At 72.9% G+C, this 15,450-nt stretch carries 13 protein-coding genes and 1 pseudogene; 6 read left to right on the top strand and 8 right to left on the bottom strand.

Features of this window, described 5'->3' with window-relative positions; all coding sequences use genetic code 11:
• Positions 1-153 precede the first annotated feature (153 nt).
• The 3 genes from ACZ7LV_RS03125 to ACZ7LV_RS03115 form a co-directional block, all read right to left on the bottom strand.
• The gene (locus ACZ7LV_RS03125; protein WP_471935119.1) at positions 154-1,506 is read right to left on the bottom strand and encodes a diacylglycerol/lipid kinase family protein; all 1,353 of its coding nucleotides are present in this window, start codon (positions 1,504-1,506) and stop codon (positions 154-156) included.
• Positions 1,507-1,634: 128 nt separating this feature from the next.
• Positions 1,635-3,218, bottom strand: a complete 1,584-nt coding sequence (locus ACZ7LV_RS03120) for a glycerol-3-phosphate dehydrogenase/oxidase (RefSeq protein ID WP_471935117.1) — start codon at positions 3,216-3,218, stop codon at positions 1,635-1,637.
• Positions 3,215-3,832, bottom strand: coding sequence for a TetR/AcrR family transcriptional regulator (locus ACZ7LV_RS03115; RefSeq protein ID WP_471935116.1), 618 nt, complete (start codon positions 3,830-3,832; stop codon positions 3,215-3,217). Before ACZ7LV_RS03115 ends, ACZ7LV_RS03120 begins: the two co-directional genes overlap by 4 nt.
• Before the next feature lie 66 nt (positions 3,833-3,898).
• On the opposite strand from ACZ7LV_RS03115, the gene ACZ7LV_RS03110 reads away from it, so the two are divergent.
• Together ACZ7LV_RS03110 and ACZ7LV_RS03105 are read left to right on the top strand one after the other, a co-directional pair.
• Positions 3,899-5,497, top strand: coding sequence for an FAD-binding oxidoreductase (locus tag ACZ7LV_RS03110; protein ID WP_471935114.1), 1,599 nt, complete (start codon positions 3,899-3,901; stop codon positions 5,495-5,497).
• Between the two features lie 120 nt (positions 5,498-5,617).
• Positions 5,618-6,499 carry a YegS/Rv2252/BmrU family lipid kinase gene (locus ACZ7LV_RS03105; protein ID WP_471935112.1) on the top strand — a complete coding sequence of 294 codons (882 nt, stop codon included), beginning with the start codon at positions 5,618-5,620 and terminating at the stop codon, positions 6,497-6,499.
• A gap of 76 nt (positions 6,500-6,575) precedes the next feature.
• Here ACZ7LV_RS03105 and ACZ7LV_RS03100 read toward each other — a convergent pair.
• Positions 6,576-6,895 (bottom strand): annotated as a pseudogene (locus ACZ7LV_RS03100) (response regulator transcription factor); the annotation flags it as partial.
• A 265-nt stretch (positions 6,896-7,160) separates the two neighbouring features.
• On the opposite strand from ACZ7LV_RS03100, the gene ACZ7LV_RS03095 reads away from it, so the two are divergent.
• The 3 genes from ACZ7LV_RS03095 to ACZ7LV_RS03085 all read left to right on the top strand — a co-directional run bounded on the left by ACZ7LV_RS03095 (position 7,161) and on the right by ACZ7LV_RS03085 (position 10,622).
• Positions 7,161-8,594: a family 2B encapsulin nanocompartment shell protein gene (locus ACZ7LV_RS03095; protein ID WP_471935110.1), complete on the top strand. Its 1,434-nt coding sequence runs from the start codon at positions 7,161-7,163 to the stop codon at positions 8,592-8,594.
• A 20-nt stretch (positions 8,595-8,614) separates the two neighbouring features.
• Entirely contained in the window at positions 8,615-9,673 is a 1,059-nt protein-coding gene (locus ACZ7LV_RS03090; RefSeq protein ID WP_471935108.1) for a family 2 encapsulin nanocompartment cargo protein terpene cyclase, read from the top strand.
• An 82-nt stretch (positions 9,674-9,755) separates the two neighbouring features.
• Positions 9,756-10,622 (top strand): geranyl diphosphate 2-C-methyltransferase, encoded by an 867-nt coding sequence (locus tag ACZ7LV_RS03085; RefSeq protein ID WP_471936083.1) that lies wholly within the window; start codon positions 9,756-9,758, stop codon positions 10,620-10,622.
• Between the two features lie 79 nt (positions 10,623-10,701).
• On the opposite strand, the gene ACZ7LV_RS03080 is transcribed toward ACZ7LV_RS03085, so the two are convergent.
• The 3 genes from ACZ7LV_RS03080 to ACZ7LV_RS03070 all read right to left on the bottom strand — a co-directional run bounded on the left by ACZ7LV_RS03080 (position 10,702) and on the right by ACZ7LV_RS03070 (position 13,744).
• Entirely contained in the window at positions 10,702-11,559 is an 858-nt protein-coding gene (locus ACZ7LV_RS03080; RefSeq protein WP_471935106.1) for a serine hydrolase, read from the bottom strand.
• Positions 11,560-12,014: 455 nt separating this feature from the next.
• Positions 12,015-13,079, bottom strand: a complete 1,065-nt coding sequence (locus ACZ7LV_RS03075) for a lipoate--protein ligase family protein (protein WP_471935104.1) — start codon at positions 13,077-13,079, stop codon at positions 12,015-12,017.
• A gap of 62 nt (positions 13,080-13,141) precedes the next feature.
• Positions 13,142-13,744 (bottom strand): TetR/AcrR family transcriptional regulator, encoded by a 603-nt coding sequence (locus ACZ7LV_RS03070; RefSeq protein ID WP_471935102.1) that lies wholly within the window; start codon positions 13,742-13,744, stop codon positions 13,142-13,144.
• Positions 13,745-13,926: 182 nt separating this feature from the next.
• On the opposite strand from ACZ7LV_RS03070, the gene ACZ7LV_RS03065 reads away from it, so the two are divergent.
• Positions 13,927-14,478: an ATP-binding protein gene (locus ACZ7LV_RS03065; protein WP_471935100.1), complete on the top strand. Its 552-nt coding sequence runs from the start codon at positions 13,927-13,929 to the stop codon at positions 14,476-14,478.
• A 17-nt stretch (positions 14,479-14,495) separates the two neighbouring features.
• Here ACZ7LV_RS03065 and ACZ7LV_RS03060 read toward each other — a convergent pair whose 3' ends face one another.
• On the bottom strand, positions 14,496-15,392 hold the full coding sequence (locus tag ACZ7LV_RS03060; RefSeq protein ID WP_471935098.1) for an RNA polymerase sigma-70 factor: 897 nt from the start codon (positions 15,390-15,392) through the stop codon (positions 14,496-14,498).
• Between the last annotated feature and the right edge of the window lie 58 nt (positions 15,393-15,450).

Genomic DNA, 15,450 nt, shown 5'->3' with positions numbered 1-15,450 from the left:
CGGAGCGGAGCGGCCGCCGGGCCGGGAGCGTGCGTGCCGATCCACCGGCTCCCGCCGTCCCCCACGGTAGGGGCCCTGCCCGGCGCGGCCCGCACCAGGGCCGACATCCCGGGGGCCGTGCACCGACCGCCGGCGAAACGGCCGGACGACGCGTCACCAGGTCCCCGGCCGTCCGATGGCGGTCCGTCCGGCGCGGCCGAGCGCGAGGTCGACGAGTCGTCGCCAGTCCACCGGCGGCGCCGGGAGCGCGACACCCGGCCGGTCGCGCGGCACCCGGACCCGCAGGGCCCTGTGCCGCAGGGTGCACACCACCGGTGTGGCCATCCGCAGCGCCTCGCCGTCCACCGCCACCGGGATATCGGCCGTGTCCGCGGTCACCTCGACCCGTCGTGCCGTCCCGACCGTCAGCGCGCCGGACTGCGAGCCCCGCACCGCCAGGTCCGCGGCCTGCACCGCGCTCTCCACCCGGACGGCCACGAGGCCCAGTTCGCCACCGTCGAGCCTCGGCCGGCGTCCGCTCCCGTGCAGCGCGTCGGGTGACGCGTAGGCGTTGTTGCTGACCAGCAGGGCCTGCTGCGAGGCGAGCGGCGTGCCGTCGACGCGCGCGTCGAGCCGTCGCACCCGGTCCCCCACCAGCAGTTCCGGCATCACGGTGAGGGCCGTGCCCGCCTTGTCGTCGCGGTACTCGGGGCGCTGCACGACGTCGGCGTAGACCCCGAAGGACACGGTGTTCACGAACGCCCGGCCGTCGACGTCGCCGAGGTCGACCCGGAGTTCCTCGCCGTCGCTCAGCGCGTCCAGGCAGCGCGTCGGGTCGGACCGGTCGAGGCCGAGGTCCATGGCGAAGTGGTTGCGGGTGCCGGCGCAGATCACGAGGAAGGGCAGATCGTGTGCGGCGGCGACCGCGGCGACCTGGGCCTGGGTGCCGTCGCCTCCCGCGACACCCAGCAGGTCGGCCCCCTCGGCGACCGCCTCGCGGGCCAGCGCGGTCACGTCCGACGGGGCGGAGGGGTCGAGCAGGACGACCCGCGCCCCCAGTCGCTCCGCCCGCTCCACCAGCCCGAAGCGGCCGACCTTCCCTCCCCCCGACTTCGGATTCATGACGAGGAAGGGCCGGGCGGGACGGGACGCGGCGACCGTCCCCCTCGCCCGCCCGGGGCCGTCCCGGCGCAACGCCGCCCGGGCGCAGGCGAGCGCGGCCGCCCAGCACAGGATCAGCACCAGGGCGGTCAGCCACAATCCGTCGAACGCGTACAGCACCAGCACCGCGGCGGGCGCGGCGATCGCGACGGACGCTCCGAACAGGCGCACCAGGCCCCGGTACGCCAGGAACCACCACACCCCCGCCGCCCCGAGCACCAGCCCGAGCAGCCCGGCCGCGATCACCTCCAGGCCGCCCCTGCCCACCGTGAGCACCAGCACGGCCAGGCAACCGATCGCCGCCAGCACGGCCAGCCGCGCCAGCAGCCGTGCGAGCGCGCCCCTGTCCCCTCCGGAGCCCGTCATCAGCGCCTTCTCATGACGTGGTCCACCTTTCGGCCCGGTCCGGGACACCAGACTGCGCCCTCACGGACCGGAGGGCATCCCGGCCGGGCGTCGCGCGTCACCCCACGACTGCACCCGCGGTCGCCGGTTCACCCGTCCAGCGCCAGGGCCTCCCCGACGAACCCACGTACCGCCTCCAGCGCCGCGGCGCGGTCCGCCGGGACCAGTCCGATGCGCGTGCGCCGGTCGAGCAGATCGGCCTCGTCCAGGGCGCCCTCGTGGCGCAGTGCCCACACGAGTTCGGCGCCGGTGACGGGGTGTCCCGGCACGACCGGCTCGCCGAGCCGTGGATCGTCGGCGGCAAGGGCGTGCACGGCCGGTGCCTCGGTGCCGTACCGCTGGACCAGGCGGCGCGGCGCCCGCAGCGCGGCGAGCGCGCGGGGCGCCGCCGCGCCCACGAGCGGGAGTGAGGCGGTCGGCGACGGGCCCGCGGTCAGGCCACGGGCGGTGACCGCGGCGTTCACGGCGTCCTGCGCCATCCGGCGGTAGGTGGTGAGCTTGCCGCCGACGATGCTGACCACCCCGTCCGCCGAGGTCAGTACCGCGTGCCGGCGGGAGATGTCCGCAGTGCGTGCGGTCGTCCCGGGCGCCGCTGCCGCCGAGGTGTCCAGCAGGGGGCGCAGGCCGGCGAAGGCGCCGACGACGTCCTCCCGACCCACGGGGACGTCCAGCACCGAGCCGAGCACGTCGAGCAGGAAGCCGATGTCGGTCTCGGGCACCTCGGGGACATCGGGAACGGGGCCGTCCAGGGGTTCGTCGGTGAGGCCGACGTAGACCCGGCCGTCGTCCTGCGGCAGGACCAGGACGAAGCGGTTCGTCTCACCGGGGACGGGGATGTGCAGACCGGCGGGGAGCGGTCCGATGCGTTCCGCGCGCAGGACCAGGTGGGTGCCGCGCGAGGGCCGGATGCGGATGCCGTCCACCAGGTCGCCCGCCCACACGCCGCAGGCGTTGATCACGGCGCGGGCACGGATCTCGCCCTCCTCACCGGTGAGTTCGTCGCGGATGCGGGCGCCGGACGCGGTCAGTTCCAGGGCCCGGACCCGGGTCAGCACGCGGGCGCCGCGCGCGGCGGCGGTCCGGGCCAGGGCGGTCACCAGGCGGGTGTCGTCGGTGAGCTTGCCGTCCCAGGACAGCAGTCCGCCCCGCAGCCCCTCGGGGCGCAGCGTGGGGGCCATGTGCCGGGTCTCGACGGCCGTCAGGCGGCGCGGTGCGGGCAGCGTGGCGCGGGCCGTGCGGGCGGTCAGCCGCAGACCGTCGCCCGCCCGGAGTCCGGCCCAGGTCAAAGCCGCCTGTCCGCGGGAGACGAGCCCGGTCAGGGGCATCACGAAGGGCTGGGCGCGCACCAGATGAGGGGCCGTGCGCTCCATCAGCACGCCGCGTTCGACAGCGCTCTCGTGGGCCACGTCGAGCTGCCCGGAGGCCAGGTAGCGCAGCCCGCCGTGGATGAGCTTGGAGCTCCAGCGCGACGTGCCGAACGCCAGGTCGTGGGCGTCGATCGCGACGACGTCCAGGCCGCGGGCCGCGACGTCGAGGGCCACGCCGGCGCCGGTCGCGCCGAGGCCCACGACCAGCACGTCCACGACGCGGCCGTCGGTGGCCCCCGTCAGGTCACGGGCGCGGCGCACGGCGGTCAAGGAGCTGCCGGCGGCGGGGCTGCTGGTCGGGCTCATGGGGTGAGGGTCCTCTCCAGAACGGTGCGCAGTTCGGCCAGGAAAGCCGCGGTGGTCAGATCGGGGTCGTCCTCGTCGGTCATGGTGCGCAGCGACAGGGCGAAGGACTGCAGGATCAGCAGGACGGTCCTGGCCTGGCGTTCGGCGGGGGCCTCCCGCACCGAACCGTCGGCGTGCCCCTTGCGCAGCGCGTCGGCGAGCAGCTCCAGCAGTGCCTCCTGGCTGGCGCCGCGCCGGTCGAGCATGTAGGGCAGCAGGAGTTCGGGGTCGACGTCGACGATCTTCTGGTAGAGCGGATGGGCCCGGAACGCCTCGACGCCGGCCACGAGGCCGTCCACGAGTGGCGCGCGCGTGCCCGCGCCCGGGCGGCTCTCGGGCATGGCGTCCATCGCCACGGCGATCCACTCCCGCGTCATGAGATCGCCCACGAGGGTGCGGACGTCGGGCCAGCGCCGGTAGAGCGTCATCCGGGAGACGCCGGCCCGGCGGGCCACGTCGGTCATGGTCGTGCGCCGGACACCGACCGCGAGGACGCAGTCCCGCACGGCGTCGAGCACCACGTCGCTGTCGGAGGAGTTCTGCGGAACCGATCTGTTGTGACGAATAGGCGCCATGTGTAACAGTGTAACGCCCGACCCGCTCCGGCGGCACACCCTCGAAACCGTGTGAGGACGACAGGCATGGACATGCTGTGGAACGGCTGGGGCGACCCGGCCAGGGCGACGCCGCTGCCCGACGACGTGACAGGGCTGCTGCGCGACTGGCTCGGTGTCACCCCGCACCCCACGGCCTCGGCGGCGCTGGAGAAGGTCGAGATCGCCGCACCCGCTCTGGACGGCGCCGCCCACCGGGCGCTGCTGTCCGCGCTCGGCGACCGCGCGGACCGGGTCCGCACCGACACGGAGACCCGTCTGCGGCACACCCGCGGCAAGTCCACCCCGGACCTGCTGCGCATCCGCGCCGGCGACACCGCCGACGCGCCGGCCGCCGTCGTCCTGCCGGAGAGCCACGACGAGGTGCTCGCCCTGCTTGGCGCCTGTGCGGAACACGGCCTGCCGCTCGTCCCGTTCGGCGGCGGCACCTCGGTCGTCGGAGGACTCGCTCCCGGCCGGCGCGTCCCCTTCGTCGCCCTGGACCTGCGGCGCATGAACCGCCTGCTCGACCTCGACCCCGTCTCGCGCACCGCCACCCTGGAACCCGGCCTGCGCGCCCCCGAGGCCGAGGCGCTGCTCGGCGAACACGGCTTCACCCTCGGCCACTTCCCCCAGTCCTACGAGTGGGCCACCATCGGCGGTTACGCCGCGACCCGCTCCAGCGGGCAGGCCTCCGCCGGCTACGGCCGCTTCGACGAGATGGTGCTGGGCCTGACCGTCGCCACGCCCGAGGGCACCCTGGACACCGGCCGGGCACCGCGGTCGGCCGCGGGCCCCGACCTGCGCCAGCTGCTGCTGGGCTCGGAGGGTGCCTTCGGTGTCATCACCTCCGTCACCGTCCGCGTCCGGCCCGTCCCGCGCACCCGGCGCTACGAGGGCTGGCGGTTCGCCTCCTTCGACGCGGGTGCAGCGGCGCTGCGCCGGCTCGCCCAGGACGGGCCGCGCCCCACGGTCCTGCGTCTGTCCGACGAGACCGAGACGCTGATCGGACTCGCCCAGCCGGACGCCATCGGCTCCGCCGTCGAACAACAGGGCGCCGGGTGCCTGGCCGTGGTCGGGTTCGAGGGCACCGAGGCCGACACCGCGCAGCGCCGGGCGGCCGCGGCGGCGGTCCTCGCCGACTGCGGCGGCACCTTCGCGGGCGGCGAACCGGGCGAACGCTGGGCGCACGGCCGCTACTCGGCACCGTACCTGCGCGACGCGCTCCTCGAAGCGGGCGCGTTCGCGGAGACGCTGGAGACGGCCGCGTACTGGTCACGGCTGCCGGGGCTGTATGCCGCCGTCAAGGAGGCGCTGACCCGCACGCTCACCGAGGGCGGCACGCCTCCCCTGGTCATGTGCCACATCTCGCACGTCTACGAGAACGGCGCCTCGCTCTACTTCACCGTCGTCTCGGCGCAGGGCGAGGACCCGGTGGCCCACTGGGCGCGGGCCAAGCACGCCGCGAACGACGCGATCCTCGACGCCGGCGGCACCATCACGCACCACCACGGCGTGGGCACCGACCACCGCGACTGGTACGTGCGGGAGGCCGGCGACCTGGGTGTCGCGGCGCTGCGCGCCGTCAAGCAACGGCTGGACCCGCACGGGCTGATGAACCCGGGCGTCCTGCTGCCCGCGGACTGACCCCGGCCGCGCTCCCCGCTCCAGCCCTCCCTCGCTCCAACCCCTCCCCCGCCGGCCCGTCCCTCGTAGGGCCATGGCCCGGCACCCGCCCTGCACGATCGCCAGCCCGGAGGCACATCGATGCGACAGTTCACCGCCGTCGTCAACCCCACCGCGGGCGGAGCCACCGGCGCTGCGGCGCTGCTGAAGGTGGCCCGGCTGCTGCGGGAGGCCGGCGCCGAGCTGGAGACCGAGTACAGCCGCAGCCTCGCCCACGCCCGCGAACTCGCCAGGCGGGCCGGGGAGCGCGGGCGGGTGGTGCTCGCCGTCGGCGGCGACGGCATCACCGGCGGCATCGGCGGTGCGCTGAGCGGCACCGGGACGGTCTTCGGCGTGGTCCCGGCCGGCCGCGGCAACGACTTCGCCCGTGCCCTGGGACTGCCGGGCGACCCCGAGAGCCTCGTCAAGATCCTGCTCGACGGCACACCGCGCGCCGTCGACACCATCGAGGTCACCTCGGCCGCCCACGACCGCACCGTCGTCCTCGGCAGTGTCTACGCCGGGGTCGACGCGCTCGCCAACCGCCACGCCAATCGCGCCCGGCTGCTGCGCGGCACCGCCTCCTACTACGCCGGCGCCCTGCGCGCCATCACCACCTGGCGTCCCGCCCGCTACCGGGTCACCGTCGACGGCCGGGAGCACGCGTACGCCGGCTACACCGCGGTGGCCGCCAACTCCGGCTACTACGGTTCCGCCCGCCTGGTCGCACCCGGTGCCCGGCTGGACGACGGGCTGCTGGACGTCGTGATGATCCACGACGCGCCGCGCCGGCTGTTCTTCGCCCTGATGAAGGAACTCGACAGCGGCACCCACGTCGACCGGCCCCAGGTGAGCGTCGTCCAGGGCAGGGAGATACGCATCGAGGCCGACCGGGAGATCCCCTACGGGGCGGACGGCGAGGTCGAGGCGGTGCTGCCCGTGGAGGCCAGGGTGCTGCCGGGCGCGCTGCGCGTCCTGCACTGAGGGGCGTGCGCCGCCGGGGCCGGTGAGGACGTCCGGGAAGCGGACCGGCCGCGAGGGCCGTGCCGGGCGCTTCCCGTCAGCGTCCTGGGCGCAGGAGCCCCGACTCGTAGGCGAGGACGACGAGTTGCGCCCGGTCGCGGAGCGCCCGTTCGGCCAGCAGATTGCCCACATGTGTCTTGACCGTGCTCTCCGCGAGGCACAGCACCGTGCCGATCTCGGTGTGGGACATGCCGCGGCCGACCAGGCGCAGCACCTCCGACTCCCGCTGAGTCAGATCGTCGAGGGCGGGCTGCCCGGCGGCGTCCGGTGGCGGCCCGCCGCCACCATGCGCACGCCCGCTGTCAGTTGGGCCCGGGGCGCGCTCTTGAGCAGAAAGCCGGAGGCCCCGGCCCGCATTCGCGACGGCGTCGGTGCGGGTGGGACCTCTGCCCAGTGGATCGCCGCGTGTCACCTCGGGTGCGGCTGGCGTGTGTGGTGAGTGCGGGGCGCGAGTGCGGTACGACAATGCGCCGTCCGCCTCGTAAGGGATGTTTGTGCACCGTGGGGGCAAGGTCGCCCCTTTCGCGCCGTACCGCCCGCCCACCCGTGCTGATTGTCTTGCTGCAGCGCACGGCCCCCACCGGTCGTTCTGCTCACTGCCGCTCGACATCTGGGAGGGAATGTGTCCGTCGCGGACAGCGTCGCCGGCCCCGACACCGAGGAACCCGCGCCGGAGGAGCGGGAGCTCACGAGCCTCGGTACAGGGGCCGCGCGGCAGCTGGCCACCACCACCAAGTCCGCGCCGCAGATGCGGGGCATCAGCTCCCGGTGGCTGCTGAGGAAGCTGCCCTGGGTGGACGTCAGGGGCGGCACCTACCGGGTCAACCGCCGTCTCCACCTGCGGCCCGGCCGGGGGCGGGTGCACTTCGAGCACAACGGCGCGGACGACGTGCGGGTGGTTCCGCAGACCCTTGCCGCATTGCCGGTCCTGCGTGGCTACCCCGACCTCGACGTCCTGAGGGAGATCGCCGGCCGCTGCTCGCTCCGGGAGGTCCGCGCCGGGCAGGTCCTGATCGAGGCAGGGCAACCCGTCACGGAGGTCCACCTGGTCGTGCACGGCCGCTTCACCCGCTTCGTCACCGGGAAGTACGGCGAGGAGGAGGTGACCGGGGTGGTCGGCGACGGCGACCACCTGGGGGACGAGGCGATCGGCCGCTCCGACCCGCTGTGGCCGCACTCGGTACGCGCCGAGACGGCCGGCACGCTGCTGGTACTGCCCGTCGACGCGGTCGGGGAGCTGGCCGTCCGGGTGCCGGCGCTCGCCGCGCATCTGGCGGCGCACGAGGAGCGGCAGCGGCTGGCGGTGAACCGCGAGGGCGAGGCGGACATGCCGGTGCGGGCCGGCCACAGCGGCGAGCCCACCCTGTCCGGCGGCTTCGTCGACTACGACCTCGCACCGCGCGAGTACGAACTGTCCCTGACCCAGACCGTGCTGCGCGTGCACACGAGGGTCGCCGATCTCTACAACGACCCGATGGACCAGACGCGGCAGCAGTTGCGGCTGACCATCGAGGAGATCCGCGAGCGCCAGGAATGGGAACTGGTCAACAACCGGGAGTTCGGCCTGCTGCACAACGTCGACCACGGTCAGCGCCTCAGCACCTTCACCGGCCCGCCCACCCCCGACGACATGGACGAACTGCTGTCCATGCGCCGCGGTACGCGTCTGTTCCTCGCCCACCCCAAGGCGATCGCCGCGTTCTTCCGGCAGTGCAACAAGCGGGGCCTGATGCCCGGTTCGGCGACGGTCGACGGGCACCAGGTGCCCGCCTGGCGGGGAGTCCCGATCTACCCCTGCGGCAAGATCCCGGTCTCCGGCACCCGCACCACCAGCATCCTCGCGCTGCGCACCGGCGAGGCCGACCAGGGCGTCGTCGGCCTGTACCAGACCGGCATCCCCGAGGAGCACCAGCCCGGTCTGAACGTCCGGTTCATGGGCGTCGACAGGGCCGCCCGCGTCAACTACCTCGTGACCGCCTACTACTCGCTGGCCATCCTCGTACCCGACGCGGCCGGAGTCCTGGAGAACGTCCGGATCGGCCGGACCGCCGACTGACCAGGTGGAGCAATACGTCTATGAACAGCCCATCGAGCACCGCGGCCGGAATCCCGCTGCCCGGTCCGCCGAACCTCGCACAGAGCATCCGGGCCCGGCGCAGCGGCGCCATTCCGGGACTGACCTACCGGCCCGCCACGCCCGCCGACCCGGAGAAGGTCGCGGAGATCGACCGCCGGCTGGAGGCCTGGGCCCGGGGACTCGACCTGTTCCCCGCCGCATGGAGCGGGGACTTCGGCGAGTTCCAGTTCGGCCGCGCCGTGGTCCTGCAGCACCCCGCGGCGGCCGACCTGGAGCGCCTCACCGTCGCCGGCAAACTGCTGCTGGCCGAGAACATCGTCGACAGCTGCTACTGCGAGGAGGACGAGGGCAGGGGCGGTGCGCGGCGAGGCCTGGGCGGCAGGCTGATCATGGCCCAGTCCGCCCTCGACCCGTTCCACGCCACCCCGGAGACGGAGCAGGACTGGCGCGAGGGCGTCCAGGCCGACGGCCCCCTGCGGTCCTACCACTGGGCGGTCAAGGACTACGCGGTCGTCGCGACGCCCAGCCAGACCGACCGGCTCGTGCACGACCTCGCCCGGCTGCACCTGGGCTACCTCGCGGAGGCCTCCTGGTCGGAGACGCGGCACAGGCCGCGTGTCTGGGAGTACCTGGTGATGCGGCAGTTCAACAACTTCCGGCCCTGCCTGTCCATCGTCGACGCCGTGGACGGCTACGAACTGCCCGAAGCCCTCTACGCCCGCCCGGAGGTACAGCGCATCACCGTCCTGGCCTGCAACGCCACCACCATCGTCAACGACCTGTACTCGTTCACCAAGGAACTGGCGAGCGATCCCGACCACCTGAACCTGCCCCAGGTGGTGGCCGCGAACGACCGGTGCGGCCTCAAGGCCGCCTACCTGCGCAGCGTCGACATCCACAACGAGGTCATGGACGCGTTCGAGACCGAGGCCGCCGCGCTGTCCGCCACCTCACCGCTCCTCGAACGCTACGCCCGCGGCCTGGCCGACTGGGTGGCGGGCAACCACGAATGGCACGCCACCAACACCCACCGCTACCGACTGCCCGACTACTGGTGAACCACGCCCTCGGCACGACCAGCCGAAGGCCGATCAGCACACGCACCTGCACCGCAGCACGAAGGAGTCAGCGTTGACCACCATGCACACCGGTACCGCGTCCGCGGCGGTCCCCACCCAGTCCACGTATCAGAACCGCATCGCGGACTACTGGAACGCCGAGGAGAACCCGGTCAACCTCGAACTCGGGAAACTCGACGACCTGTACCACCACCACTACGGCGTCGGCGACGCCGACCGGTCGGTGCTCGAGGAACCCGACGCCGAGCTGCGCCGCGAGCGGATCACCCGTGAACTGCACCGGCTGGAACACGCCCAGGCCGAGCTCCTCGCCTCCCATCTCGGCGAACTCTCCCCCACGGACCGGGTCTTCGACGCCGGCTGCGGTCGGGGCGGCGGCAGCGTCGTCGCCAACCTGCGCTACGGCTGCCATGCCGACGGAGTCACCATCTCCGCCAAGCAGGCCGACTTCGCCAACGAGCAGGCACGCACACGCGGCATCGACGCCAAGGTGCGCTACCACCACCGCAACATGCTGGACACCGGCCTCACCACCGGCGCCTACGGGGCGTCCTGGAACAACGAGTCCACCATGTACGTCGAACTGGACCTGCTCTTCGCCGAGCATGCCCGGCTGCTGCGCCGGGGCGGCCGCTACGTGGTGATCACCGGCTGCTACAACGACACGTACGGCCAGGCCTCCCGCGAGGTCTCCCTCATCAACGCGCACTACATCTGCGACATCCATCCCCGGTCGGCCTATTTCCGCGCCATGGCCCGCAACCGGCTCGTGCCCGTCCACGTCCAGGACCTCACCGAGGCCGCGATCCCCTACTGGGACCTGCGCCGCGAGGCCGACCACCTGGTCACCGGCATCGAGGACACCTTCCTGAACGCCTACCGCAACGGCAGTTTCCAGTACCTCCTGATCGCGGCCGACCGGGTCTGACACGGCGGTGCGGGGCGGACGGCGAGCTCTGCCGCCACCCGCCCCGCACTGGCACGCCCACCGGAGACGCGCTCCCAGGTCAGCGCCGGGAGCCGAGGTCCTCGTGGACGGCTCGGGCCACCGCCTCCACGGTCGCCACACCGGCGTCCATCGTGCCGTTGTCCTGGGTGAGCACCGTGAGGGAGTAGTCACGGCCGCCGCCGGTGAAGGCGCCCATGCTGTGCACCCGCCAGCCGTGCGCCGCGCGCGACAGCCAGCCGTTCTTGACGTGCGTCACGGCGGCGCGGGGTGCGCCCGCCGGAGCGCCCCACCGCTGCGCGGGGACGACCTTGCTCATCAGCTTCAGGACATAGGCACGCGCCTTGTCACGGAGCACCTCGTTGGGTTCCGTGACGAGGTTCATCAGCTTCTGCGTGTCGGCGGCGGTGATCTGGGTCAGGCCCCAGGCCCGGTCGCCGCCGGGCACGGTGCTGGTCATTCCGGCCGCCGCCAGGAAGGCCTTCACCTTGGGCACGCCGAGCTGCTTCCACAGTGCGTTCGTGGCGGCGTTGTCCGACGCCGTGATCATCTTGGTCGCGTGCTCGGCCTCGCGCGGGGTGAGGTGGCGGTCGTGCCGCTGCACGTCCCACAGCAGTGTCGCGAGGACGGTGACCTTGACGATGCTGGCGGAGTCGAACTTCTGCTCCGCCCGGAGCGTGCACACGGTGTCCGTCGACCGGTCCCGCAGCGACACCGCCGTGACGGCGGTGCGGTGCTCCAGGGAGGCCGTGATGTCCCGCTGCAGTTTCGCCGCCAGCCCGGCCTGGCCCGAGGCGCACTTCACCGGCGGCGTCGCCGCCGCGGCGCCTGCCGCCCCGGACCCCACCACGGCGGGAACCGCCACGCCGGAGACGATCGCCGTGGCCACGAGGCTCCGGGGTATTCGCGTGAGCCGCATTCGCTTCGCTCCGCCCGTTCTTCCGTTGCTGCCGGTCGCTACGGGTGACCAGTCTGTACGAGCGGCGGTATGGAAGGGAACGTGACGTTCGCTACGGTCTGTCCGCTCGGTGCGGGCTCGCCGGACAGCGGGACCGGGGGTGCGGGGGCCCGCGTTCGACGTCGTGGCGTGTGCCGCGCGAACGGGACCGAGGGTTCCGCCCGCGCGCCCGGCGCACAGCCGCGCGGACCTCAAGTCGGTCGGCGTGCACCGCGCGTGGCCCTCGGGCCGCGGTGCGCGCGTGGGGTCGCGGACGGGCGCGACGCGGAGCGCGGAGTCGTGAGCGGCTCACGCTCAGGCGCGCGTACCGAGCCGACACGCGGCCTCGTGCGGAGAGCGCCGACGCCGTCCGCTGTGACCGACGACTCGTGGGCCGCGGCAGTGCGCCGGACGACGATCGGCGAGGACTGGACCCATCAGGGCACCCGGGCGGTCCACTCCGGCGAAGTGAACTTCGTCCGCGCCAGCTCCTGCGCGCGGGACAGTTCCTCGTGGCTCACCTTTCCCTCGCTGAGTCCGTACCGGTGGCGGAACGACTCGATCATCCGCGCGATCACGGCCTCCCGTGCCAGGCCGGTCTGCCGACGCAGCGGGTCGACCCGCTTCTTCGCGCTCCTCGTGCCCTTGTCCGAGAGCTTCTCCCGGCCGATGCGCAGCACGTCGAGCATCTTGTCCGCGTCGATGTCGTAGGCCATGGTCACGTGGTGCAGCACGGCACCGGGTCCGCCATCGGGTCCCACGACGCGCTTCTGGGCGGCGCCGGCGATCTTCCCCTGGTCGGTGGCGATGTCGTTCAGCGGCTGGTACCAGGCGTGGATGCCCATGTCGCCGAGCGCGCCGAGCACCCAGTCGTCGAGATAGGCGTAGCTGTCCTGGAAGGACAGGCCCTGGACCAGCGCCTCGGGGACGGACAGCGAGTAGGTGATCGTGTTGCCGGGCTCGACGAACATCGCACCGCCGCCGGAGATGCGACGCACGACGTCGATCCCGTGCCGGTCGGCGCCCTCGGGGTCGACCTCGTTGCGCAGGGACTGGAAGCTGCCGATGATCACCGCCGGCGCGCCCCACTCCCACACCCTGAGGGTCGGCGGCCGGCGTCCCGCGGCGACCTCGGCCGTGAGGACCTCGTCGAGCGCCATGTGCAGTGCCGGAGCCTGCGGTCCCTCGTGGATCAACTGCCAGTCGTAGTCGGTCCAGTCGGTGGCGTGGGCGAGCGCGCGCCGCACCGCGACGGCGATGCCCTCCGAGGTCAGGCCGTACATGACGGTCCCCTCGGGAAGCGCGGCGTCGATCCGCGCCGCCAGTCCGGCCGCGTCGGTGTCGGCGGGAGCACCGTTCAGGGCGTGGTTGACGGCGTCGAGCGCCTCGTCCGGTTCGAGGAAGAAGTCCCCCGCCACCCGCGCCTGCCGCAACACGCCGTGGTCGAGGTCGACGTCCACGACGACGAGCTTGCCCCCGGGAACCTTGTACTCACCGTGCACCGCTTCGCCTTCCTTTTGCGCTGCCCGGAAAACCGCGTCCGGACGGTGAATGTTCCCCCCGGTCAGGACATGACGGGGTGCCAGCCGGGTTCCAGGCTGTCCAGGAGGGCGTGGAAGGCCGCGTCGGCCCGATCCCAGTGGTCGTCCACGAGCGGGGCGACCAGCAGACCGAACACCGCGTCGGTCAGGAGCGTGGCCTGGGTCAGAGCCCGGCCGGGGTCCATGCCGAAGTCACGGAAGACCGAGGCCAGCAGGTCCGTCCACGCCGTGACGACGTCGTCCAGCAGGGGCCCGTACCGGTCCGGGTGGAGGATGCCGGCGCTCATGATCTCCAGGTAGAGCGGAAGGGTGACGCGTACCTCGGGATCGTTGAACTGCTCCCACATCTCCTCCAGGAGCCGGCGCAGGCCCGCGGCGTCGGTGGGCGGACCGACCCGGCGCAGGATCTCCCGGGTGCGCAGCAGGGGCCGGCGCTCGTAGACGGCGAGCGCCTCGGCGACCATCCGTTCCTTGCTGCCGAAGTAGTAGAGGAGCATCCGGTCACTGGTGCCGAGGTCCTGCGCCAGTCGGCGCACGGAGAGATCCGCGAGTCCGTTGCGCAGCACGTACTCGCGGACGCGGTCGAGGAGGCGGCGTCGCTTCGCCGGGTCGGGTGGGCGTGACATGAGTCCTGGAGGGGTCGGGGCAGCTACTTCACCTGCCCGTTTTATGTGCTTTGTGAGGTCTTTACTGTAGCACCCGTTACATGTATATTTTTAGGTGTAGCGACCGCTACATGAATGAGCCAGGACATGGTCGGCAACCAGGCCCACGGCTCCCACCACCAGCACAGTAGGGACTGATTCCCATGGCCGCTCCGGCCATCGGCCTCCTCAGCACCTTCACTCCGACAGAAGGGCAAACTCGCGGCGACGCCCCCTCCTGGGCCGCCAGGCAGTGGGCCCTGTGGTCGCGCATCTTCGCGCCCCTGCGGCCGTTCGACGCGCCACGTCGCCGTGCCAGTGCGTGGGAGACCTCCTGGCCACTGGGGCGGGAGCTCACGTCCGTGCGCAGGGCTCGTCATCTGGTGAGCGCGCAGCTGGGCGCCTGGGCACTGGACGATCTCGCCGACACCGTCGAACTCCTGGTCAGCGAGCTGGTCACCAACGCCCTCACGCACACCCGGGGCCCGCTCCGGCTCAACCTCCGGCTGCGCGGGTCGCAGCTGCTGTGCGAGGTCGAGGACACCGAGTGGACCGGCCCCACGCGTTCCGTGGTCGACGCGGACGCGGAGGGGGGCCGCGGCACCGAACTCCTCGACGTGCTCGCGGACGCCTGGGGAAGCGTCCGCATGCCCACCGGCAAGACCGTCTGGTTCCAGGTGCACGTCACGGCGGGCACCGCGGCGCGCGCGCTGTAGGGGTGCGAGGCGGCGGTTCAGCGGGAGGTGAGAGGGGTCTCGGACTCGACACGGGTGAGCTTTTCCGGGTTGCGGACGTAGTAGAGACCGGTGACTCGGGCGTTCTCCACATGGAAGGCCAGGACGCCGTCGATCGCGCCGCCCAGCCGGAGGAGGAGTCCGGGGTTGCCGTTGACCGTCACGTGCTCGCCGCTCAGGGGGCCGCCTGCCTTGACGAGGCTGCCCGCCATGTAACGGAGTACGTTGTCGGCGCCGACGACCGGCCGCAGCGCGGCGAGCCTGAGGCCACCACCGTCGCTGACGAACACCACGTCCGGTGCGAGCACGTCGAGCAGGCCTTGGAGGTCCCCCGTCACGAGCGCCCGCTGGAACGAGTCCAGCGCCGCCCGGGTCTCCTGCGGCGAAGCCGCCGTGCGGGGCCGACGGGCGTCCACGTGGCGGCGGGCGCGGTGGGCGGTCTGGCGCACGGCCGCGGGGCTCTTGTCGATCGCCGCCGCGATGTCGTCGTAGTCGAAGGCGAACACCTCGCGCAGCACGAAGACCGCACGCTCGGTCGGTGACAGGGTCTCCAGGATGAACATGAGCGCCAGCGAGAGGTTCTCGGCGAGCTCGACGTCCTCGGCCACGTCCGGCGCGGTGAGCAGGGGCTCGGGGAGCCAGGGGCCGACGTAGGCCTCCTTGCGCCGTTTGAGGGTGCGGAGCCGGTTGAGCGCCTGCCGGGTGGCGATCCGCACCAGGTAGGCGCGCTGGTCCCGCACCCCCGCCAGGTCGACCTCGATCCACCGCAGCCAGGTCTCCTGGAGGACGTCCTCGGCGTCCGCCGCCGAGCCGAGCATCTCGTAGGCGACGGTGAACAGCAGATCGCGGTGGGCGACGAACGCCTCGGTCGCCGGATCGGACAGGTGATCGTTCATGCGTGCGCTTCGCTCTCTCGCTCGTGTGCCGGGTCGGCGCCCCTCGTACGGACGCCGA

The sequence above is a fragment of the Streptomyces sp. NPDC107562 genome (genome assembly GCF_055657325.1).
Note: the sequence above shows the minus strand (reverse complement) of the source record. Positions and strands in the feature narration are given on the sequence as shown.